9 protein-coding genes and 1 pseudogene are annotated in these 23,443 nt (G+C 60.3%); 3 read left to right on the forward strand and 7 right to left on the reverse strand.

Features of this window, described 5'->3' with window-relative positions; translation table 11 throughout:
- Positions 1-106: 106 nt before the first annotated feature.
- From ACP7BN_RS14140 to ACP7BN_RS14150, 3 genes are all read right to left on the reverse strand, one after another.
- The gene (locus ACP7BN_RS14140) at positions 107-1,480 is read right to left on the reverse strand and encodes an HlyD family type I secretion periplasmic adaptor subunit (protein WP_426204834.1); all 1,374 of its coding nucleotides are present in this window, start codon (positions 1,478-1,480) and stop codon (positions 107-109) included.
- A 193-nt stretch (positions 1,481-1,673) separates the two neighbouring features.
- Positions 1,674-3,833, reverse strand: coding sequence for a type I secretion system permease/ATPase (locus ACP7BN_RS14145; RefSeq protein ID WP_426204836.1), 2,160 nt, complete (start codon positions 3,831-3,833; stop codon positions 1,674-1,676).
- A 151-nt stretch (positions 3,834-3,984) separates the two neighbouring features.
- Positions 3,985-5,343: a TolC family outer membrane protein gene (locus ACP7BN_RS14150; RefSeq protein ID WP_420647899.1), complete on the reverse strand. Its 1,359-nt coding sequence runs from the start codon at positions 5,341-5,343 to the stop codon at positions 3,985-3,987.
- 532 nt (positions 5,344-5,875) lie between these two features.
- Between ACP7BN_RS14150 and ACP7BN_RS14155 the strand changes: the two genes are divergently transcribed.
- A complete protein-coding gene (locus ACP7BN_RS14155; RefSeq protein ID WP_426204838.1) occupies positions 5,876-15,268 on the forward strand; it encodes a retention module-containing protein in 9,393 nt (3,130 codons plus the stop codon).
- 184 nt (positions 15,269-15,452) lie between these two features.
- On the opposite strand, the pseudogene ACP7BN_RS14160 reads toward ACP7BN_RS14155, so the two are convergent.
- The 4 genes and pseudogenes from ACP7BN_RS14160 to ACP7BN_RS14175 all read right to left on the reverse strand — a co-directional run.
- A pseudogene (locus tag ACP7BN_RS14160) lies at positions 15,453-15,677 on the reverse strand (DUF6124 family protein); the annotation flags it as partial.
- A 411-nt stretch (positions 15,678-16,088) separates the two neighbouring features.
- Positions 16,089-19,106, reverse strand: a complete 3,018-nt coding sequence (locus ACP7BN_RS14165) for an Ig-like domain-containing protein (RefSeq protein WP_426204840.1) — start codon at positions 19,104-19,106, stop codon at positions 16,089-16,091.
- A gap of 134 nt (positions 19,107-19,240) precedes the next feature.
- Positions 19,241-19,636 (reverse strand): YbaN family protein, encoded by a 396-nt coding sequence (locus ACP7BN_RS14170; protein ID WP_426204842.1) that lies wholly within the window; start codon positions 19,634-19,636, stop codon positions 19,241-19,243.
- Between the two features lie 10 nt (positions 19,637-19,646).
- Positions 19,647-20,234: a UPF0149 family protein gene (locus tag ACP7BN_RS14175; RefSeq protein ID WP_426204844.1), complete on the reverse strand. Its 588-nt coding sequence runs from the start codon at positions 20,232-20,234 to the stop codon at positions 19,647-19,649.
- Positions 20,235-20,510: 276 nt separating this feature from the next.
- Between ACP7BN_RS14175 and recQ the strand changes: the two genes are divergently transcribed.
- Together recQ and ACP7BN_RS14185 are read left to right on the forward strand one after the other, a co-directional pair.
- On the forward strand, positions 20,511-22,640 hold the full coding sequence (gene recQ / locus ACP7BN_RS14180; protein ID WP_426204846.1) for a DNA helicase RecQ: 2,130 nt from the start codon (positions 20,511-20,513) through the stop codon (positions 22,638-22,640).
- A 268-nt stretch (positions 22,641-22,908) separates the two neighbouring features.
- Positions 22,909-23,343 carry a MarR family transcriptional regulator gene (locus ACP7BN_RS14185; RefSeq protein WP_420647904.1) on the forward strand — a complete coding sequence of 145 codons (435 nt, stop codon included), beginning with the start codon at positions 22,909-22,911 and terminating at the stop codon, positions 23,341-23,343.
- The last annotated feature ends 100 nt before the right edge of the window (positions 23,344-23,443 follow it).

Raw genomic sequence — 23,443 nt, forward strand, 5'->3', positions numbered from 1 at the left:
CCACAGGTTTTTCTGTGGCCACAAACTTTGTGTACGACACGGTCACTGTGGGAGCTGGCTTGCCAGCGATGAGGCCCGACCAATCAATACAAATTCCGGATAATCACTAGCGCTCGCGCATCGCCTCGGTCCGGGCTTTGAGCACCGGTTTCAGCAGGTAATCCAGCACACTTTTCTCCCCGGTAATAATGTCCACCGTCGCGACCATCCCCGGAATGATCAGCAGCGGTTTCACGTCCCCGCCCAAATGGTTTTTATCGGTGCGCACCTGAATCAGATAAAAGCTGTTGCCCTTGTCATCGGTGATGGTGTCCGCGCCGATCAGCTCGAGTTTCGCGCTCAGCCCGCCGTAGATCGTGTAGTCGTAAGCGCTGAACTTGACCATGGCTTTCTGGCCCGGATGCAGGAACGCGACGTCCTGCGGACGCACCTTGGCTTCGATCAGCAGGTTGTCTTCCAGCGGCACGATTTCCACCATGTCACTGCCCGGCTGCACCACGCCGCCGATGGTGTTGACCTTCATTTGCTTGATCACCCCGCGCACCGGCGAGGTCACCGTGGTGCGGCTGACGCGGTCGTCGATGGCGATGCTCGATGCGGTGATTTTCGACAGGTCAGTGCGTTTCTCATTGAGCTCCTTGGCCGCTTCCGAACGAAAGGTCTGCTCCGATTCGTCGATCTTGCTTTTGATCTCGTTGATCGCCGATTCGGCGCGCGGGATTGCCAACGTCGTGGCATTCAACGAGCCGCGAATTTCCACTGCGCTGCGTCTTAACCGGAGGATCTCCACTGGCGACACCGCACCGGTTTTCACCAATGGCTCCGACATGTTCATCTCTTGTTGCAGCAGCCCGAGGCTGGAACTGAACTGCCCCTGCTTCGAACGAAACTCGGCCAGTTCCTGAGTCTTCTGGCGCAACTGTTCGCTCAGAGTTCGCTGTTCGCTGGCGAGTCGGCGTTGGCGTTGCTCGTACAACGAGCGCTCGTCCTCGGCGACTTGCGGGGCCTTGGCGATCACTTCGGCGGAGAGCTTGAACGGCCGACCTTCAGCCTCGGCCGACAGCCGCTCAACCTGCGCGGTCAAGGCATAGCGGTCGGCCTCGCTTTCACCTTTATTTGAACGAAATCGCGTGTCATCCAGGCGCAGCAGAGTGTCACCCTTGGCGACCATTTGCCCTTCGCGAACAAAGATCTCGGTGACAATCCCGCCCTCCAGGTTCTGGATCACCTGGATCTTGCTCGACGGAATCGCCTTGCCTTCGCCCATGGTCACTTCCTGCAACACGGCGAACTTCGCCCAGACCAGCGCACTGATCAGCAACCCTGCCGCCAGCCACACGGTGATGCGCGACCAGCGCGGCGAATCCTGCAACGAGGCGCCGGCGGTTTCCGGCATGTACTCGACTTCGGCACTCTTGCCGAAACTGTCGAAGTAGCCGCGATCTTTAGCATTTGAGTCAGAGCCGGAAGAACCAGACATGGGGCAATACCCCTCAATAAAGAAACATCAAACCTCACCACAAAGCAGTGGCTAAGGACGCTTACCTGTGGCGAGGGGATTTATCCCCGCTGGGTTGCGCAGCAGCCCCAAAAATCTGATGGGCGCTGCGCACCCAATCGGGGATAAATCCCCTCGCCACAGGTTTGTGATAGCCAAGGTTATGTGTACCCATTTACACCGCCGCCGAGCCGACGCGGCCCTTGCGCAGTGCATCGATGACCGCTTCTTTCGGACCGTCGGCGACGATCCGGCCGTTGTCCAGCACCAGCAGCCGATCCACCAGACTCAGCATCGAGGTGCGGTGGGTGACCAGCAGCAGTGTCTTGCCCTGCATCCAGCCGTGCAGTTTCTGGCGCAGGGCGTCTTCGCTGCTGTTGTCCATGGCGCTGGTGGGTTCGTCGAGCAGCATGATCGGCGGATCGAGCAACAGCGCCCGCGCCAGCAACACCGCTTGGCGCTGGCCACCGGAAAGCAGTTGCCCGCGCTCGCCCACCGGCCGGTCGAAACCCTGCGGATGTTGGCGCGCCAGTTCGGTGACTCCGGTCAGTTCGGCGACTTCGAGCATGCGCGCATCGCTGACGTAACGCGCGCCGAGGGTCAGGTTGTCGCGCAGGCTTCCGGCCAGCAGCGGCAAGTCGTGGGCGACGTAGCCGATCTGTTGGCGCAGGTCGGCGACATCCAGTTGCCGCAGGTCGAGACCATCGAGCAGGAGCTGGCCTTCTTCCGGTTCGTAGAAGCCCATCACCAGCCGCGCCAGCGTGCTTTTGCCCGAGCCGCTGCGACCGATGATGCCGATGCGTTCGCCAGCCTGCATGCTGAAGCTGATGTTGTTCAGGGCCGGAGCGTTCTGGCCGTTGTAGTGAAAAGTCACGCCGTTGACCTCCAGCGCGCCTTGCAATTGCGTGCGCTCCAGCGGCCGTTGTTTGCCGTCGCGTTCCTGCGGCAGCGACATCAGCGCGTCGGTGCTTTTCATCGTCAGTTGCGCTTGCTGGTAGCGGGTGATCAGCCCGGCGATCTGCCCCAGCGGTGCGAGCACGCGGCTGCCGAGCATGTAGGTCGCGACCAGCGCACCGACGCTGAGGTTGCCGGCAATGATGCTGTAGACCCCGGCGACAATCGTCGCCATCCCGGAAAACTGCTGGATGAACAACGTGCCGTTGGTGGCCAGCGCCGACAGATTGCGCGCATGGCTGTCGAGGCGGGTGAGGGCGCCGTGGGTGCTTTCCCATTTGTGCTGGCGCTCGCTCTCGGCGCTGCACGCCTTGAGGGTTTCCAGGCCGCCGAGGGTTTCGATCAGCAGCGCCTGACGCTCGGCGCCAAGGCTCAAACTCTTCTGCACGGTGTCGCGCAGGCGCGCCTGAATAATCATGGCGAAAATGATCGTCAGCGGGAACGCCAGCAGCGGAATGACCACCAGCCAGCCGCCGAGCAGGCCGATCACCACCAGCATCAGCACCACAAACGGCAGGTCGATCAAACTGGTCAGGGTCACGGCGGTGAGGAATTCACGCAGGCCCTGAAAGTCATGAATGCTCTGCGCGAATCCGCCGATGGTCGCCGGCCGCGCCTTCATCGACATGCCGGTGATGCGTTCAAATAAAGTCGCGGAAAGGATCACATCGGTTTTCTTGCCGGCGGTGTCCAGCAAGTGCGCGCGCACCACCCGCAGTACCAGTTCGAAACCGGTGCCGATCAGCAGGCCGATCGACAGCACCCACAAGGTTGAGGTGGCCTGGTTCGGCACCACGCGGTCGTAGGTCTGCATGACGAACAGCGGCACCATCAGGCCCAACAGGTTGATCAGGAAACTGGCGAGGATTGCGTCGCTGTACAGCCATTTCGACAGCTTCAGCGTGTCGCGAAACCATGCCTGCACGCGTGGCACCAAGGGTGAGCGCAGGTCTTCGAGTTCGTGCCTCGGCCGGGCGAACAGCGCCTGACCGGCGTAGTGTTCGGTGAGTTCTTCACGGCTGACCCATTGCTCGCCGCCATCGGCTTCGCTGGGCAGAATCAGTGCCTTGCCGTCGTCGCCGAAGCGCCGCAGCACGGCGGTACGACCATCGTTGAGCAACAGTAGAATCGGCAAGTTGAGTGGCGAGATGTCTTTCAGTTCACGCCGTAACAATCGAGCCTGCAACCCGGCCCGGGCCGCTGCACGGGGCAGCAGGTCGAGGCTCAGGCGTTGTTTGTTCAAAGGCAACCCGGCACTCAGGCTGGCGCGACTGACTGTCGCGCCGTGGAGTTTGCAGAGGATCAACAGACCGTCGAGTAACGGATCATCGAAGCTCAGCCGCGGATCGATCCCGGTGTTGCCGGGTTCCATGCTGGTCATATTGATCGCTCCCGGAGATGACTGGCCAAGTACCTGTGGCGAGGGAGCTTGCTCCCGCTTGAGTGCGCAGCACTCACAAAATCTTCATCGTTGAACGATCTTGGGGTTGCTGCGCAACCCAGCGGGAGCAAGCTCCCTCGCCACAGAGCGATCATTTCAACTCGGGCAGGCGCGCTTCGTTTTTCACCTCGCTGGACGCAATCGCATCCGCTGGCAGCACCACCCGTTGTTTGCTCAGCAGTTGGCCCATGTTGGCCAGCACGCGGTACATCGAGTATTCCTCGGTGTAGCGTACTTCGACGTAGCGGCGGTTGGCGTTGTACAGCTCGTTTTCGCTGTCGAGCAAGTCGAGCAGGGTGCGTTGGCCCAAGCCGAACTGATCCTGATAAGCCGCACGTACGCGTTTGGTGGTGTCGGCGTATTCGCGGGCGGTCGGGGTTTGTTTCTTGGCGTTGGTCATGGCGTTCCACGCCAGACGAATGTTCTCGTTGAGCTGACGCAGCGCGTTGTTGCGGATGTCCATCGCCTGGTTGATGTCATGCGCATTGGCGGCCAGACGCGCCTTGTCGCTGCCACCACGGAACAGGTTGTAGTTCATCACCACGCCTACGCGCCATTCGTTGTCATGGCCTTCATCACCCTGCACATTGTTGTTGGCGCCGACTGCCGCTTCGGCATCGAAGCGTGGATAGAACGGCGATTTGGCGACTTCGTACTGGCTCTCGGCTGACTGCACGTCGGCCTGCGCAGACTTCAGATAAGGATTGTTCTCGACCATGCTTTGCTGGGCTTCGCGCAGGTCGGTAGGCAATTCGCCGCGAGTCGAGGCCGGGGTTTCCAGCTCATCGGGCATACGTCCGACCACGCTGTAGAAATTCGCTTCGGCGTCGGCCAGATCGACTTCGGCAGTGTCGAGGTTGTTCTGCGCCAGCGCTTTACGTGCAACCGATTGGTCGGAGTCGGCGGTGCTGCCGATGCCGCGCTCGGTGCGCAGCCCGATCTGATCATTCACGCGCAAGTGGGCCTGCAAGTTGTTGGTGGCGAGGGTCACCAGTTCGCGGCGCTTGAGCACTTCGAGGTAGACCTCGATGGTGCGCAGGGCCAGATCCTGAGCGGTGCCTTGCGCGTAGTAAGCGCGCGAGTTGGACACGCCTTTGGTGCGCTCGACCTCGTTGGCGGTATTGAAACCGTCGAAGATCATCTGCCGCATGCGCAATTCGGACTGGGTGTAGGTGAGGATTTCAGTGTTGTGATTACCCAAAGCCCGAGTATTGGTGTTGTCGCTGTAGCCGCGCCCGTAAGCGGCGTTCAAATCGACGGAAGGGTAGAAGCCCCCCTTGGCGACTTTCACCTGTTCATCAGCCGACAGGCGCGCATCCACGCGCGAAGCCAATTCGGGGTGCGTGGCGATAGTGCTCTGGATGGCTTCGGTGAGGTTCATGGCCTGGGCTTGAGAAGTGCAAGCCATGGCCAGCAAAACCGCGCTGCAGAGGGGGGTTAAAACGCGCATGGGTGCATCTCCCTGAGTCCTGATGGTATTTCGTTGTCGCCAATTATTTGACGTCTTTTATAGTGAAAAGCGTTTCATGCCTGTAACAACAGAGCTAAGAACATCCTGAAGCGTAGCTAAGAAAAAATTTTCATAACGGTTATTCCAAAAAAAACTTATGCGCTTCTCGAAATCCGGCACATTGTTCCACTCGAAAGCCTTTGTTTCATGCGCTTTAGGGAGCACAAAAAGGCTTGAGGAAAGTTCCAATCAACTTTGCGACATACGGCGAAGTACTGCTAAAGGGGAGGGACGCGTAGCGGTTGATGGGCGACAGATTTTTGTCACTCGAGTGATTCACCACCGTTACGTAGCGTTAGTCGGTTGGCGGCATCGATCAGGAATTCCAAGTGCTTGAAGGCGCGGGAGTTTCTGATTTCGCGTCACCGGCGAAACGAACTGTCGAGGTGCGAGCGTCACCCCGACAACCCGATTGAGCCATGGGCTGCTTCGTTAACCAGTGCCGACGGTGGTCGGCGCCCAGGAGATGCACATGGCAACGCTCATCGGGATCGTCACTAAAGTCATTGGTCAGGTTTTTGCGGTTGCGGGCGACGGTACTCGCCGCGCACTCGTCGAGGGCGACCGCCTGTTTGCAGGGGATCAATTGGTCACTGGCGCCGAGGGCGCGGTTGCCGTTCATCTGCAAAATGGCAAGGAATTGACTTTGGGCCGAGGCAGCAGCCTGGAATTGACTGCGCAGTTGCTTGCCGATCAGCCTGGTCAAGTGCACACGGCTGATGCGTTGACCCCGACCGATTCACAGCTGACCGACGTCGAACAGATCCAGAAAGCCATCGCTGCCGGTGAAGACCCGAGCAAAACCGCTGAAGCCACTGCCGCCGGCCCCAACACCCCGGGCAACACGACCGGTGAGTTAGGTGGCGGGCATACTTTTGTGTTGCTGGAAGAAGTCGGCGGGCGGGTCGATCCGACTATCGGTTTCCCTACTGCCGGTTTTGGCGGGATCCCCGAGTTTCCGCTGGAACGCCGCGAGGCGGCGCTGGATAACGGCGATGGCGATGCTGATCCGGTCGCGCCGATTGTTCCGCCACCACCTCCAGTCAACAACCTTGTGACCCTCGGCGGCTTGTCTGTCGATGGCGGCGAATTGAATCTCAATGAATCCAATCTGAGCGACGGCTCCGCCGCCAATCCTGGCGCGCTGACCCAGACCGGCAGCTTCACTGTGAATGCACCAGACGGATTGACCAGTCTGAGCATCGGCGGCATCAATGTGGTGGTCGGCGGCGTAGCGGTCGGTTTCCCACAATCGATCACCACGCAACTCGGCAGCACGCTGACCATCACCGGCTACAACCCGGCGACCGGCGTGGTCAGTTACAGCTACACCCTCAACGGCAATGAAACCCATGCGGCCGGTGATGGCGCTAACAGCCTCAGCGAACAATTCACCGTGGTCGCCGGCGATAGCAATGGCGACACCGCGACCGGCACCCTCGATGTCAACATCACCGACGACGTGCCCAAAGCGGTTGATGACACCAATGCCAACAGCGCCTCGGAAACCCTGCTGACCTTGACCGGCAGCGTGTTGCCCAACGACATTCAGGGCGCCGACCGCATCCCGGTTGGCCCGAACAGCGGCCCGGTGATTGGCGGGACTTTCACAGGGACTTACGGCACCTTGGTGCTCAATCCGAACGGTTCCTACACCTACACCCTGAACACCAGCGATGCTGATTTCAAAGCGCTGACTGGCGGCGGCAACGGCACGGAAACCTTCACCTACACCCTGACCGATGCTGACGGCGATACCAGCACTGCGAACCTGGTTTTGCAGATCCAGAATAACGACGATCCAGTGATCATCAACGGCTTGAACGTTGAAGGTGGCGAGCTGACAGTCTTCGAGAAAAACCTCGCTGACGGCAGCGCGCCGGACTCCAGTGCACTGACCCAAAACGGCACCTTCACCATCACCGCACTCGACGGCGTGACCTCGCTGACCATCGGCGGCATCGCCGTGGTTACCAATGGCGTGGCCGCAGGTTTCCCGCAATCCGTCGTCACTCCGCTGGGCAGCACGCTGACCATCACCGGGTTCAACGCGACCACTGGCGTGGTCAGTTACAGCTACACCCTGGTCGATAACGAAGCGCATCCGACTGCCAACGGCGCCAACACGCTAAGCGAGCAGTTCGCCGTAACCGTGGTCGATGACAACGGCACCACTGCCAACGCCACGCTCGACGTAAACATCGTCGACGACCTGCCGAAAGCCGTGGACGACAGCAACGCTTCGACCGCTTCGGAAACCTTGCTCACGCTTGAAGGCAACGTCCTGCCCAACGACGTGCAAGGCGCCGACCGCGTGCCCACCGGCCCCAACGCCGGGCCGATCACTGCTGGCACTTTCACCGGCACTTACGGCACCTTGGTGCTCAATGCCAACGGCACCTACACCTACACGCTGAACACCAGCGACGCCGATTTCAAAGCCCTGACTGGCGGCGGCAACGGCACCGAAACGTTCGCCTACACCATCACCGATGCCGACGGCGATACCAGCACCGCGAATCTGGTTCTGCAGATCCACAACAACGACGACCCGGTGATCATCGATGGCCTGAACGTCAACGGCGGTGAACTTACTGTCTACGAGCAAAACCTCAGCGACGGCAGCGCTCCGGATGCCAACGCGCTGACGCAAAACGGCACCTTCACCATCACCGCACTCGACGGCGTGACCTCGCTGACCATCGGCGGCATTGCCGTGGTCACCAATGGCGTGGCCGCTGGTTTTCCGCAATCAGTGGTCACTCCGCTGGGCAGCACGCTGACCATCACCGGGTTCAATGCGGCCACGGGCGTGGTCAGCTACAGCTACACCCTGGTCGATAACGAAGCGCATCCAACTGCCAACGGCGCCAACACGCTGAACGAGCAGTTCGCCGTAACCGTGGTCGATGACAATGGCACCACTGCCAATGCCACGCTCGACGTGAACATCGTCGACGACCTGCCGAAAGCCGTGGATGACAGCAACGCAAGCACCGCCTCCGAAACCTTGCTCACGCTTGAAGGCAACGTCCTGCCCAACGACGTGCAAGGCGCCGACCGCGTACCGACCGGCCCCAACGCCGGGCCGATCACTGCCGGCACTTTCACCGGCACCTACGGCACCTTGGTGCTGAATGCCAACGGCACCTACACCTACACGCTGAACACCAGCGACGCTGATTTCAAAGCGCTGACTGGCGGCGGCAACGGCACTGAAACTTTCGCCTACACCATTACCGATGCCGACGGCGATACCAGCACCGCGAATCTGGTTCTGCAGATCCACAACAACGACGATCCGGTGATCATCGATGGCCTGAACGTCAACGGCGGTGAACTTACTGTCTACGAGCAAAACCTCAGCGACGGCAGCGCCCCCGATGCCAACGCACTCACTCAAAGCGGCACCTTCACCATCACCGCACTCGACGGCGTGACCTCGCTGACCATCGGCGGCATCGCCGTGGTCACCAATGGCGTGGCCGCAGGTTTCCCGCAATCCGTTGTCACGCCGTTGGGCAGCACGCTGACCATCACCGGGTTCAACGCGGCCACGGGCGTGGTCAGCTACAGCTACACCCTGGTCGATAACGAAGCACACCCGAATGCCAACGGCGCCAACACGCTGAACGAGCAATTCGCCGTGACCGTGGTCGATGACAACGGCACCACTGCCAACGCTACGCTCGACGTAAACATCGTCGATGACCTGCCGAAAGCGGTGGACGACAGCAACGCGAGCACCGCCTCCGAAACCCTGCTCACGCTCGAAGGCAATGTCCTGCCCAACGATGTGCAAGGCGCCGACCGCGTTGCGACCGGGCCGGTCACCGCCGGCACTTTCACCGGCACCTACGGCACCTTGGTGCTGAATGCCAACGGCACCTACACCTACACGCTGAACACCAGCGACGCTGATTTCAAAGCGCTGACTGGCGGCGGCAACGGCACTGAAACTTTCGCCTACACCATCACCGATGCCGATGGCGATACCAGCACCGCCAACCTCGTTCTGCAGATCCACAACAACGACGATCCGGTGATCATCGATGGCCTGAACGTCAACGGCGGTGAACTTACTGTCTACGAGCAAAACCTCAGCGACGGCAGCGCTCCGGATGCCAACGCGCTGACGCAAAACGGCACCTTCACCATCACCGCACTCGACGGCGTGACCTCGCTGACCATCGGCGGCATCGCCGTGGTTACCAATGGCGTGGCCGCAGGTTTCCCGCAATCCGTCGTCACTCCGCTGGGCAGCACGCTGACCATCACCGGGTTCAACGCGACCACTGGCGTGGTCAGTTACAGCTACACCCTGGTCGATAACGAAGCGCATCCGACTGCCAACGGCGCCAACACGCTAAGCGAGCAGTTCGCCGTAACCGTGGTCGATGACAACGGCACCACTGCCAACGCCACGTTGGACGTAAACATCGTCGATGACGTGCCGAAAGCGGTGGACGACAGCAACGCGAGCACCGCCTCCGAAACCCTGCTCACGCTCGAAGGCAATGTCCTGCCCAACGATGTGCAAGGCGCCGACCGCGTTGCGACCGGGCCTAACGCCGGGCCGATCACTGCCGGCACTTTCACCGGCACCTACGGCACCTTGGTGCTGAATGCCAACGGCACCTACACCTACACGCTGAACACCAGCGACGCCGATTTCAAAGCGCTAAACGGCGGTGGCAACGCTACCGAAACCTTCACCTACACCCTGACCGATGCCGACGGCGATACCAGCACAGCCAACCTCGTTCTGCAGATCCACAACAACGACGATCCGGTGATCATTAACGGTCTCGATGTGAATGGCGGTGAGCTGACGGTCTACGAAAAAAACCTCAGCGACGGCACCAGTCCCAATACCCCGGCGTTGACTCAAAGCGGCACTTTCACTGTCACCGCGCTCGACGGTCTGCAAACCCTCACCGTCGGCGGCATAGCCGTGGTCACCAACGGTGTGGCAGCAGGCTTCCCGCAATCGGTGGTCACGCCGCTGGGCAGCACGCTGACCATCACCGGGTTCAACGCGGCCACGGGTGTCGTCAGCTACAGCTACACCCTGGTCGATAACGAAGCGCATCCAACCGCCAACGGCACCAACAGCATCACGGAAAACTTCAACGTGGTGGCGACCGACACCGACGGCAGCACTGCCAGCGGCCAGATCAACGTCAACATCGTCGATGACCTGCCCACCGCCAAACCCGATGCAGCTTCGGTGCAAGAGGGCGCAACCGTCAGCGGCAACGTGCTCAACAATGACATCGGTGGCGCCGACGGCCCGGCGGTGACGGGCGCGGTGATCGGCGTGCGCGCCGGTTCCGATACCTCGACTTCGGCCACTACCGGTCTCAATTCACAGATCAACGGCACCTATGGCTACCTGACACTGGATGCCAATGGCAACGCGGTTTATCACAGCAATCCGAATACCGTCAGTGGCCCGGGCGCAGTTGACGTGTTCGTCTACACCGTGCGCGATTCCGACGGCGATGAAAGCACCACCACCATCACCATCGATGTGGCCAACAGCAAGCTGTACGCGACCAGCGATACCGACGTTACCGTCTACGAAAAAGCCTTGGATCTGGTCAAGGACGGCCAGGATCTGGCCCCTGGCACTGTGGTCGGCAGCGACCCCACCAGCACTGGCGAAACCGCATCCGGCACACTGGTCGGCTCGGTTACGGGCGCAGTCGGCGCGATCAGCTACGCGCTGGTCGGCAGCGCCACCGGCAACTACGGGCAGATCGTGCTCAATGCCAACGGCACTTACACCTACACCCTGACTTCGCCGGCCAGCACCACGCCGCAAGCCGATGACGGCGCTAACACGCTGACCGAAACCTTCACCTATCAGGCGACCGATTCGCTGGGCAACGTGGTCACCAGCACCATCGTGGTAAGCATCGTCGATGACGTGCCGACAGCTGTGAATGACAGCAATGCCAACACGGCTTCCGAATCGTTGCTGACCCTCAACGGCAACGTGCTGACCAACGACGTGCAAGGCGCGGATGTCGTCGCGACAGGTCCTATCACCCCCGGCACCTTCACCGGTACGTACGGCACCTTGGTGCTAAATGCCAATGGCACTTACACCTACACGCTGAACACCAACGATGCGGACTTCAAAAATCTGCACGGCGGTGGCAACGGCACTGAAACCTTCACCTACACCCTGACCGATGCCGACGGCGACACCAGCACCGCCAACCTGGTGCTGAACATTCACAACAACGACGATCCAGTGGTGCTCAACGGCCTCAACGTCTATGGCGGCGAACTCACCGTCTACGAGAAAAATCTCAGCGACGGCACCAGCCCCAACGCTCCGGCGCTGACCCAAAGCGGCACCTTCACCGTTACCGCGCTCGACGGTCTGCAAACCCTGACCGTCGGCGGCATCGCGCTGGTCACCAATGGCGTGGCCGCAGGCTTCCCGCAATCGACAGTCACCCCGCTGGGCAGCACGCTGACCATCACCGGGTTCAACGCAACCACCGGCGTGGTCAGCTACAGCTACACCCTGGTGGATAACGAAACCCACCCGAACGCCAACGGCGCCAACAGCATCACCGAGAACTTCAACGTGGTGGCGACCGACACCGATGGCAGCACCGCCACCGGCCAGATCAACGTCAACATCGTCGACGACCTGCCGACCGCTCAAGCGGACAGCGGCTCGGTGGCGGAGGGCGGCACGGTCAACATCAGCGTGCTGGGCAATGACGTCAGCGGTGCCGATGGCGCGGCGACGATTATTGGCGTGCGCGCCGGCAGCAACACCGCGACTTCGGCCGTCGGCGGACTGAACAGCAACATCAATGGCGCCTACGGTTACCTGACCCTCGATGCGGCGGGCAACGCCGTCTACCACAGCAACCCGAACTCGGTCAGCCCACCGGGCGCCACCGACACGTTCACCTACAGCATCCGCGACAGTGACGGTGATGAAAGCACCACGACCATCACCATCAACGTCGCCGACAGCAAACTGCTGGCCTCGGTCGATCAGGACGTAACGGTCTACGAGAAAGCCCTCGACCTGACCAAGGACGGCCAGGATCTGGCCCCCGGCACGGTCACCGGCAGCGAGCCAGGCAACACCGGCGAAACCGCCACGGGCACACTGGTCGGTGCGGTCACCGGCGGCAGCGGCGCGCTGACTTATACGCTGGTCGGCAGTGCCACGGGCAGTTACGGGCAGATCCTGCTCAACCCCAACGGCACGTACACCTACACCCTGACCTCGGCGCCAAAAACCTCGCCGAACGCCAACGACGGACCGAATACCCTCAGCGAATCGTTCACCTACAAAGCCACTGATGCACTGGGCAACAGCACCACCAGCACCATCGTCGTCAACATTGTCGATGACGTGCCCAAAGCCGTGGCCTCGGATCGTTCGGTGGCGGCGGTGGAGATCGATTCCAATCTGCTGATCGTCCTCGACATCTCCGGCAGCATGGCCGATGCCTCCGGCGTACCTGGCCTGTCGCGGCTGGCGCTGGCCAAGCAGGCGATCAGTGCCTTGCTCGACAAGTACGATGATCTCGGCGATGTGAAAGTGCAGTTGGTGACCTTCAGCAGCAACGCCACCGATCGCACCGCGGTGTGGGTCGATGTTGCCACCGCTAAGACCATCCTCGCAGGCCTCACCGCTGGTGGCGGCACCAACTACGATGCTGCCGTGGCGGTGATGCAAACCGCGTTCAACACCTCGGGCAAACTCACCGGGGCGCAAAACGTCGGTTACTTCTTCTCCGACGGCAAACCCAACGAGGGCGACATCAACGCCGCAGACGAAGCTGCGCTGAAAAACTTCCTCGATGCCAACAACATCAAAAACTACGCGATCGGCCTCGGCAGCGGCGTGAGCAACGCCAACCTCGACCCACTGGCCTACGACGGCATCAGCCACACCAACACCAATGCGGTGGTGGTGACGGATCTCAATCAACTCAACTCGGTGCTGTCGGGCACCGTACAGGGCGCACCTGTCACCGGCTCGTTGCTGGGCGAGGGCGGGACCTTCGGCGCGGATGGCGGTTTCATCAAATCCATCGTCGTCGACGGCACCACCTACACCTACGATCCCAAAGCCCTCAGCGGCCAGGGCTCGCTGACCCCGAGTGGCGGCGTCAACCACGGCACCTTCAATACGGCGACCAACAGCCTGAGCATCGCCACCAACAATGGCGGCACCCTGGTGATCAACCTCGACACCGGCGACTACACCTACACCTCGCAAAAAACCACCGCCGTGGTGATCACCGAAAACATCGGCTTCACCGTCAGCGACAACGACGGTGACCTCGCCAGCTCCACGCTGACCGTCAAAGTCATCCCCAACGCGCCTCCGGTGGCGATGGACGACCACGTCATCACCAACGTGCTGTCGGGCAACATTGTGGTGCCCGGCGAGCTGCTGCTGGCCAACGACACCGACCCCAATGGCGACCCGCTCAACGCCACACCGACCTCGTTCAACACGGGCTGGATTTCGAAAGCGGCGGACTTCACCGGCACTGGTGCGATCAGCTTCACCGGGATCGGCAACACCGCCGCCAACCAGAACCTGGCCAACGTGCGCAATTCGTTCAGCGCCAACGCAGCGACCATGACGGCCGTACTGGTGGTCAGCGGCTACCTCGGTGCTGTGAGCAACGTCAATGCCAACGATGAAGACCGCATCACCGTCAACCTGCGCCAGGGTGAAACCCTCAACCTGGATCACAATCTGGCGGCCGGTCATGTGAGCATGGAGTACTCGCTCAATGGCGGCAGCTGGATCGCCCTGGCCGACGGTCAAACCCTGACCGCTTCGGCGGACGGCACCTACCAGATCCACATCACCAACATCACCAACACCACGGGCAGCAACGCCAACGCGGCGGAAAACTACCAACTGACCATGACCCTCAACTACGCCGGGGCGCAGGACATCACCCCGGACTACCACGGCACCTACACCGCCAACGACAACCACGGCGGCAGCGACAGCGCCAACGTGACCATCAGCTATCAGGACGGCCACACCCTCACCGGTACTGCAGGCGATGACGTGCTGGTGGCAGGCACCGGCAACAACATCATCAACGCCGGCGACGGCAACGATGTGCTGACCGCAGGCTCGGGCAACAACGAACTGCACGGCGGCGCCGGCAATGACTTGCTCTACAGCGGGCCGGGCAATGACCTGCTCGACGGCGGCACCGGCAGCGACACCGCCAGTTACGCCCATGCCACCGCAGGCGTTACGGTCAACCTCGGCACACTCGTCGCGCAAAATACCTTGGGTGCCGGCACCGATACCCTGACCGGTATCGAAAACCTCGTTGGCTCGAACTTCAATGACAGCCTGACCGGCGACAACAACAGCAACGTGATCACCGGCGGCCTCGGCAATGACGTCCTCAACGGTGGCGGTGGCGATGACCTGCTGATCGGCGGCATGGGCAACAACACGCTGACTGGCGGGGCAGGGGCCGACACCTTCCAGTGGCTCAAAGGCAACAGCGGCCACGACGTCGTCACCGACTTCACCCCCGGCACCGACAAGCTCGATCTGTCGCAATTGCTGCAAGGCGAAAACGGCACCACGGCGTCACTCGATGACTATCTGCACTTCACCGTCAGTGGTAGCGGGGCATCGGTGATGACCAGCATCGACGTCAGCGCCATGGCCGGCGCCACGCCGAACCAGACCATCGATCTGGCCGGCGTCAACCTCGCCAGCCACTACGGCGTGACACCGGGGGCGGGCGGGATGATCGCCAGCGGGCACGACACGGCGACGATCATCACCGGGATGCTGAATGATCATTCGTTGAAGGTGGACACCGTCTGACCTGAGCGCTGAAACGACAAAACCCGCCGCCCCGATCAAACGGGACGGCGGGTTTTTCATGTCAGGCATAAACCTGTGGCGAGGGAGCTTGCTCCCGCTGGGTTGCGAAGCAGCCCCAAAAAAGTATTGCGAGCGCTGCGCACTCGAGCGGGAGCAAGCTCCCTCGCCACAACCGCTCGTCAGCCTACGGGGCTGTGTCAGCCTTCAACTCCAGATTATCCAGCACCCGATTCACCGCCAACTCCCCGAGCATGATCAACTGCGCAATCCCCAGCAGCACATGCCGCTGCGACGCGTCGAGCATCCCCGCGAAATCATTGGCCATGACCTTGGCCGAGGTCAGCGTTTCGCAGGCATTGGCCAGCAATTCTTCGCTGTCGATGCCGGGGGCGATTTTGTAGATGGTGTTGGTTTGATCAAGGTGAAATCTCCAGGGTCATGGAGCTGCCACGTTTCGCTGCAATACGAAGGGGTGGCAGCTATACGCGGGTCGCAGACCGGGACTCTAGAACCGGCAGACCCGAACGTCTCCCACGTACAGCCGCCATAACAATGGAGGTGTTGTGCGTCCAGAGATCGCGGGCTGCGAGACCCGATCGCTGATTCGTCAGCGGCCCGGAAACGAGAAGCCCCGCCCCCAAGGCGCACAAGCCGGCCGATTCTGGCGTACGTGTAGGCAAAGGCGCAAGGATGCGTGGCTTTGCGGACATAGCCTTAAACACTATTCAACAAGCGCTACGGATTGATCTTAAACGACAAAACCCGCGCTGCCGATTGAGGGAGAACGCGGGTCTCATATCATGCTACATGACCCCTGTGATCAATGAGGTCTTAGACACCACGGCCAATAATGGTTATTCACGTTCTGAGTACACAAGTAACCGCCACCCTTCCAAACGTAAAAACCAACGTGATTCGGAGGGCACGCGGTGTCGTCGCACATCCATGACGTCCAACCTGCTGCCAATGGCCAGTTTTGCTCGGGACCATAAACTACGCGCATGTAGCCAAAGACGTGAGTCAGGGGAATTGAGCCGGGAACGCTCTTGAGCCACTGCACGCTTTGCGCATGGGTCATGCCAGGCGGAAGGATGGCCAATGTGAAGATATTGATTGAGTCTACATAGATCGCAAAGCTGCTGAACTGGTCTTGAACATAAATGTAAGCAGCTCCACAACGCAACCCGGTTACCACCCCGTTGGCATCAACGGAGACCACGGACGGATTGCTGGAGGTAAAGGTGCGCTTACCTACGCCGAAAGATGGGCTAAGTTGCAGCCAGTTATCAATCCATTTTGCGCCGGTTTCCGCCCAGCCTGTGTATACCCTGTAGCCCTTTAGGAGTCTGCGCGTGGTGTCGATTTGCAGGGCGCGACGAAGGAGCCAGCTTCGGGGTGGGGACGAAAGGTTCTGGCCGTACTCCGCTTGGGCGATGAGGTGGTTATAGGCATCGAAGCTGCCCGCCGAAACGTTAGCTGACGCGTTCCCTGCTTTATCGGTGGTCACGGTGGTTTGCAGCGCTCCGTTCAGCAGGAGTTTGATCCTCTTATCAGGTGTGCCATTGACATGAACTCTAACGGTAGTCGTTATGGTTTCTGAGTTTTGGGGTATTTCACGACCCTGAGCGTCGAGCACTTTCGTGATGACTGGCTGCTTTTCATCCAGCGTATCGACAAGGTACGAGTTCGGGGGAAACTTCAAGGCGGTTTCCCGGCTGGTGGAACCGTCTACGTTCACATGCAAAGCAAGATGCACCGTGGAGTTATCTTTCAGCGTCCGAAACCAAGGGATCGGCACGGGCGCATCCAGACCTTTTTCCTCACCAGTCGGCTCGCCTTTAAATACATCGAAAATTGTTTCTTTTCCGTTGTTTGCAGTTCCGATCAGTTGCAGATGTCGAGCCTGTCCTTCGCGCTGACCTATCCACGCATCAGCAACCAGTCTATTTGCCGCGGTCAACTTCTGGACGTCGACAACCCCTTCGACGCCGCTGATTTTGACCATCGGAAGTCGGGCGTCGGCGGGCGCGATCGGCATGATCTCCAGGTCTACGCCTCGCGATGAGGCAACCTTCTGGATTTTGCGTCTCAGGTTCCAGCGAAGCCGAACTGTTTTGCCATTATTTGCGACCAGAAAGGTGTTATCGAGCGACCAGTTGGCGCGGTTGTTCTGATTCAAAACCTCAAGCGCAAACGGGGCGGAGCCGACAGGCGCTTTCACGTGTACCAGTCTTGCTTGGTCGCCCGTTATTTTGGCAGCAAATTCAACCCGCATGGTCCGTGCGCCGGCCAATGGATCAATCGGTGCAGGAGCGCCCACCAGCGTCGGCGGGTCAAGCACGATGGCCTTTTCGTCACCGATCTTCAACGGCAGCGGTTCGGATACAACGCGGACCTCGCCGGGGTTGGTAACCGCACACTGCACTGTCAGCGCGGAGCCGGGAAAACGACCAATGTATTTGGCGGGTATCTTGAACACGATCGGCTGCGTAGGGTCAGTGACGATCTGTTGAAGAATGATCAGGACCCGAATACCTTCATCGTCGACAGTTTGCCAGAGCAGTTCGACTATCGCTCCTGGCTTCAGCGGCCAATACTCCGGGAACTGCACCGTGACCTCGACGGTATCCACGGGTACGGTGTCGTTGTTCTCCAGTGGTGTGACAGTTGGCTGGCCCAACTTGAAAGCTCCGCCCGCGACTATGGCGTCGGCGGGTTTCGACTGTTGAATTTTTCCCGCTCTGTTCTGCGTATATGTGGCTCGTAAACTTCCCCTGATGACGTTTTGCACACGATAGTTTTCGACATCTACCCTCAGCGAGCGAGTGGCGGCCGCCACCGGTATCGAGTAGCTATGGCTAACGGAGTCTCCTCCTTCGGTGACACCCTCAAGTAAAAGCACCACCACGTCGCCAATCGCGAAAACCCCTGTGATCAATATCGACATGCTGGCGCCCGCGAGCCAATCGTGGTGCACCACGTTATTGATATCGGCCTGTTCGAAAATCGGTGGAGCCAGCAACACAATGCCGGGCTTGAACACAATTACGAGAGAGTCCGACCAGCCACTGGAATTCTCAACGACATCGAAGACTTCCCAGCGCACGATGATTGTGTTGGTGGGCTTTAGCGTGGCGAGCATTTCCGGCGTCAGTTCGAACCGGACATCGCCCAGTGCGGTGACTTCGATTTCCAGCAGCAGCGAGCCGAAAGCAAGCACCACGGTGTCGCCGATCTGTTGATTGAAGTACGCCGGTATGGTCACAAACATCCCGTCGTCGATCACGGTCTGATCGATGAGACTCTCCGAGGCGTCAGGTAATTTGAGGCCCTGATTGAATGGCTTGCCACCGTCCGTGTCTGGCTCGCCCGGGACCGGGTGTTTGTAGAACAGCAGGGCATGTGGAGAGTCTTCTGTAGAGTTGTCGCTGATACGACGGACCTCGACCCAGATATCCTTCTTTTCCGATAGCAGGGGCGCAAACTTGTCGTGCATGTCGTCGGCGGGGATATGGAACGGGATATCTTTGGCGATCCCGTTGCTGTCGAAATGCGCGTCGGTAATCGAAAACTCCACCACCGGTGCGTTTTTCGTTTCGATGTAGACTCGGATGAAGTCGCCGACGGCCATGTTCAGATAGGCGAGGAGGTAGATCAGCAAACCATCGCGGTCGTCATGCACCATGTTGCGGTTGATCCCCAGGCTGCCATCCGGCTGAGGCTTGTATCCAACCGGATAGGGCGGGGGTACGACGAGTACACCGATACCGCTGCGGTCAAGTGGAAACACAACGACTGTATTGGAAGGAGTGCCGGACACTGACGGAGGACTGTTCATAAAAACGCACCTTCATAAGAGGTGCACGAATCTCTGAACGCCGGCACCGTTGACGAAGGATTAGAGCGCTGCTCTGATCGTCTGCCTACTGTCAGATCTGACAGGTGAATGCGGATTTCAGACGAATGGTTGTGTCAGGACTTACGCAAAGTCTTCTGCCGAAGGATGTAAACCGTCACCAACACCGCACTGGTCAACATGAACCCGCGCGCCCACATCAGCGGCACCAGGTAACACGAGAACAGAATGCTCGCCCACATCAGCCCGATCGCGTAGACCTTGCCCTTGAGTGGAATGCCGTTGCCGTCGAGGTAATCGCGGATCCATGGCCCGAGCCGTGGGTGCTCGACCAGCCATTGATAGAAACGTGGGGAACTGCGGGCGAAGCAGGCCGCCGCGAGTAACAGGAAGGGGGTGGTGGGGAGGACAGGCAGGAAAATCCCGATCACCCCCAATGCCACGCTGAGCCAGCCGATGGCCAGCAGCAAGTAGCGCAACATCAGGGGGCGGTTGCCTATGGGGTTGTCCATAGGCTGGATCTTAGTGGTGACGTGGCTTGAGGATCGCCGGTTTTTCGTCTGGCGCGTTGCACAGCAGGTACAGCGCGGTCAGGGCTTCCGGGATCTGCACGATCATGTCGTCCATCAGGTTGGCGTCTTTGGCGATGTCTTCGAACTCTGGCTGTTCGTCGAACAGGCCCGAACCAACCATGATCGGCAGAAGCATTTCGCTGACTTCTTCTTCGGCGGTTTCGAACCAGGCCGCTTCACGCAGGAACACGCCTTCCATGAAGCCGATGCACCAGCCGCGCAGTTCGGAATCGTCCGGGTCGTCGCCCAGGTCGAGTTCGCAAGGCAGTTCGAATTCTTCGTCGGACGCCAGTTGGCGGGCAATGTGTGCCTTGAGGCCGATCAGCGTGGCTTCGATCTCCGCGCGTTCGGCTTCGCTGCTGTAACGCGGCTCTTCCGAGAACAGCGCGTCGATCCACTCGCGCTCCGGCACTTCTTCGGAACAGATCGACAGCGCGGTCAGGTAACCGTGGGCGGCCACGTAGTCCAGCGCCTCGTCATGCAGTTCGTCGGCGTCGAGGAAGACTTGCAGGCGGGTCAGTTGCTCAGCGAAGGACATTGAGGGGTTACCTTGGGAATAATAAACAATGCGCGAATTCTAGGCCTTCTTGAGCGCTCAAGCCAGCCGCGCGGCAGATTTGCCCGCACAAGCTTCTTCTCGGCGGCGCCCTCTGCGGGGGAGGGCTCGGGTATACTGCCGCGCTTTGCGATCCCTGCCTGCGTCGCGGCTGAGACGAACGGCGCCGTGCAATGCGCCCTTACGTTTTGTTTAAGCAGCGTTGGCTGCCTTGAACCAGCCTGTGCAGGGATGTTTCGGTAGATTTTTGGAGTTTTTATGCTCGAACAGGCTCAACGCGTCCTCAAGGACATCTTCGGCTACGACAGTTTCCGTGGTCGCCAGGGTGCAATCATTGAGCGCGTGGCCAGTGGCGGTGACGCCCTCGTGCTGATGCCGACCGGCGGTGGCAAATCGCTGTGCTTCCAGGTCCCGGCGCTGCTGCGCGAAGGCTTGGCGGTAGTGGTTTCGCCGCTGATCGCGTTGATGGACGATCAGGTCGCCACCCTCGAAGAACTGGGCGTAGCGGCTGCTGCGTTGAACTCGACGCTGAGCGCCGAACAGCAACGCGATCTCGCCAACCGCATCAAGCGCGGCGAAGTGAAGATGCTCTATCTGGCGCCCGAGCGTCTGGTGCAGCCGCGCATGCTGGCGTTCTTGCAGAGTCTGGAAATCGCCCTGTTCGCCATCGACGAAGCGCATTGCGTGTCGCAGTGGGGCCATGACTTCCGTCGCGAATACCTGCAACTCGGCCAACTCGCTGAACTGTTCCCGAATGTGCCACGCATCGCGCTGACCGCCACCGCCGACAAGCGTACCCGCGAAGAAATCGTCGAGCGCCTGCATTTGCAGAACGCCGAGCGTTTTCTGTCGAGCTTTGACCGGCCAAACATTTTCTACCGCATCGTGCCCAAGGAGCAGCCGCGCAAGCAGTTGCTCGCATTCCTCGCCGAGCGGCGCAGCGATGCCGGCATCGTTTATTGCCTGTCGCGCAAGAAGGTCGAAGAAGTCGCGACGTTCCTCAGCGAGCAGGGTTTCCCGGCGCTGCCGTATCACGCCGGTCTGCCCAACGAGCTGCGCGCGTTCAATCAGAAGCGCTTCCTCAATGAGGAAGGCCTGATCATGGTCGCCACCGTGGCGTTCGGCATGGGTATCGACAAGCCCAACGTGCGTTTCGTCGCGCACCTCGATCTGCCGAAATCTCTTGAAGCCTATTACCAGGAAACAGGACGCGGCGGCCGTGACGGTCTGCCGGCGGACGCGTGGATGGCTTACGGCCTGCAAGACGTGGTGATGCTCAAGCAATTGCTGCAGAACTCCGAAGGCGACGAGCGTCACAAGCGTCTGGAGCAACACAAGCTCGACGCCATGCTCTCGCTCTGCGAAGAAACCCGCTGCCGGCGTCAGACGCTGTTGGCGTATTTCGACGAAGACATGCCCGAGCCGTGCGGCCACTGCGACAACTGCGTCGACGGCGTGCAGACCTGGGATGCCACCGAGCCGGCGCGTCAGGCGTTATCGGCGATTTTCCGCACCGGTCAGCGTTATGGCGTCGGTCACCTGGTGGATGTGCTGCTGGGCAAGGACAACGAAAAAGTCCGCAGCTTCGGCCATCAGCATCTGTCGGTGTACGGTGTCGGCAAGGCGCTGGGCGAGAGCGAATGGCGCTCGCTGTTCCGCCAATTGGTCGCACGTGGTCTGGCCGATGTCGATCATGAAGGCTACGGCGGATTGCGTCTGAGCGACATCTGTCGGCCGTTGCTCAAGGGCGAAGTGACTCTTGAGTTGCGTCGCGACCTCAAGGCGCAGACCACCGCCAAAAGCGCCAGCAAGAGCCCGGCCAGTCAACTGGTGCGCGGCGAAGAGCGCGAGCAGTGGGAAGCCCTGCGTGCGTTGCGACGCAAACTGGCGGAAGAACACGGCGTGCCGCCGTACGTCATCTTCCCCGATTCGACGCTGCTGGAGATGCTCCGCAGCCAGCCGACCTCGCTGGCGGAAATGGGCCGGGTCAGCGGCGTCGGCGCGCGCAAACTCGAGCGTTACGGCGACGCTTTCCTCGAAGTGCTTGGCGGTCAGGCCGAGGCGCCGAAGGTTGTGGCCGATGTGCGCCACGAGCTGATCACCCTGGCCCGCGCCGGCATGACTCCAGTGCAGATTGCCGGGCAGTTGCAGTGTTCGGAGAAGAACGTCTACACCATGCTCGCCGAGGCGATTGGCAAGCAGCAGTTGTCGCTGGAGCAGGCGCTGGATCTGCCGGAAGACTTGATGGGCGAGGTTCAGGACGCGTTTCTCGATGGCGAAGGCGAACTGCCGCCGGTCGCCGAGATCGCAGCGCTGTTTGCCGGGCGTGTTCCGGAAGGCGTCCTGTACTGCGTGCGGGCTGCGTTGCAATCTGAATTTGAGATGTGACCAGGGCCTTCCCTCACCCCAGCCCTCTCCCAGAGGGAGAGGGGGCCGACCGAGGTGTCTCGCGTCTGACATCGACCTGAGACTCTGAGTCGATTATGGATTCAGTGCAGAGCGCTCAGTTCCCTCTCCCTCCGGGAGAGGGCTAGGGTGAGGGGCTTTTCAGATGTAACGATTCAGTACAGCTCGGCTCTTGCCTATAGCCAAATGTCATGCTTAGCTGACTAATAATTAGTTTTTCTCTATTTGTCAGTCTAATCACGAGAGTTTTATGCCGTTAACCGATCAACACCGTTTTGGCATGCAACTGGCCCAGATGTCACGCGGCTGGCGTGCCGAACTGGACCGCCGTCTGGCCGGGCTGGGCTTGTCCCAGGCGCGCTGGCTGGTGCTGCTGCATCTGGCACGCTTCGCAGAAGCCCCGACTCAACGTGAACTGGCGCAGAGCGTCGGTGTTGAAGGGCCGACCCTCGCGCGATTGCTCGACAGTCTGGAAGGCCAGGGCCTGGTGCAGCGCCAGTCCGTTGTGGAAGACCGTCGGGCGAAAAAAATCGTCTTGTGCGCCCCGGCTCTACCCCTGATCGAACAGATCGAAACCATTGCCACGCAACTGCGCCACGAATTGTTCGATGGCGTGGACGAGGCGGATTTAAAGGTCTGCATGCGTGTTCACGGGCACATTCTGGGCAATCTGGAAAAATCTTGAGGCATAACCGCACGCCGGTTTTTTGAGAGATCGCGCTGGGCCGACTATAAGAACTACTGGGCAATATCGTGTTCGTACCGGATGTGCGAACGCATAGAAG

Source organism: Pseudomonas sp. TWP3-1, assembly GCF_049896625.1.
Lineage (GTDB): Bacteria > Pseudomonadota > Gammaproteobacteria > Pseudomonadales > Pseudomonadaceae > Aquipseudomonas.

Coding starts and splice junctions, on each gene's coding strand:
- ACP7BN_RS14165 (WP_426204840.1), bottom strand. CDS start 19,106: ATGAACAGTCCTCCGTCAGTGTCCGGCACTCCTTCCAATACAGTCGTT.
- ACP7BN_RS14175 (WP_426204844.1), bottom strand. CDS start 20,234: ATGTCCTTCGCTGAGCAACTGACCCGCCTGCAAGTCTTCCTCGACGCC.
- ACP7BN_RS14170 (WP_426204842.1), bottom strand. CDS start 19,636: ATGGACAACCCCATAGGCAACCGCCCCCTGATGTTGCGCTACTTGCTG.
- ACP7BN_RS14140 (WP_426204834.1), bottom strand. CDS start 1,480: ATGTCTGGTTCTTCCGGCTCTGACTCAAATGCTAAAGATCGCGGCTAC.
- ACP7BN_RS14155 (WP_426204838.1), top strand. CDS start 5,876: ATGGCAACGCTCATCGGGATCGTCACTAAAGTCATTGGTCAGGTTTTT.
- ACP7BN_RS14185 (WP_420647904.1), top strand. CDS start 22,909: ATGCCGTTAACCGATCAACACCGTTTTGGCATGCAACTGGCCCAGATG.
- ACP7BN_RS14145 (WP_426204836.1), bottom strand. CDS start 3,833: ATGACCAGCATGGAACCCGGCAACACCGGGATCGATCCGCGGCTGAGC.
- ACP7BN_RS14150 (WP_420647899.1), bottom strand. CDS start 5,343: ATGCGCGTTTTAACCCCCCTCTGCAGCGCGGTTTTGCTGGCCATGGCT.
- recQ (WP_426204846.1), top strand. CDS start 20,511: ATGCTCGAACAGGCTCAACGCGTCCTCAAGGACATCTTCGGCTACGAC.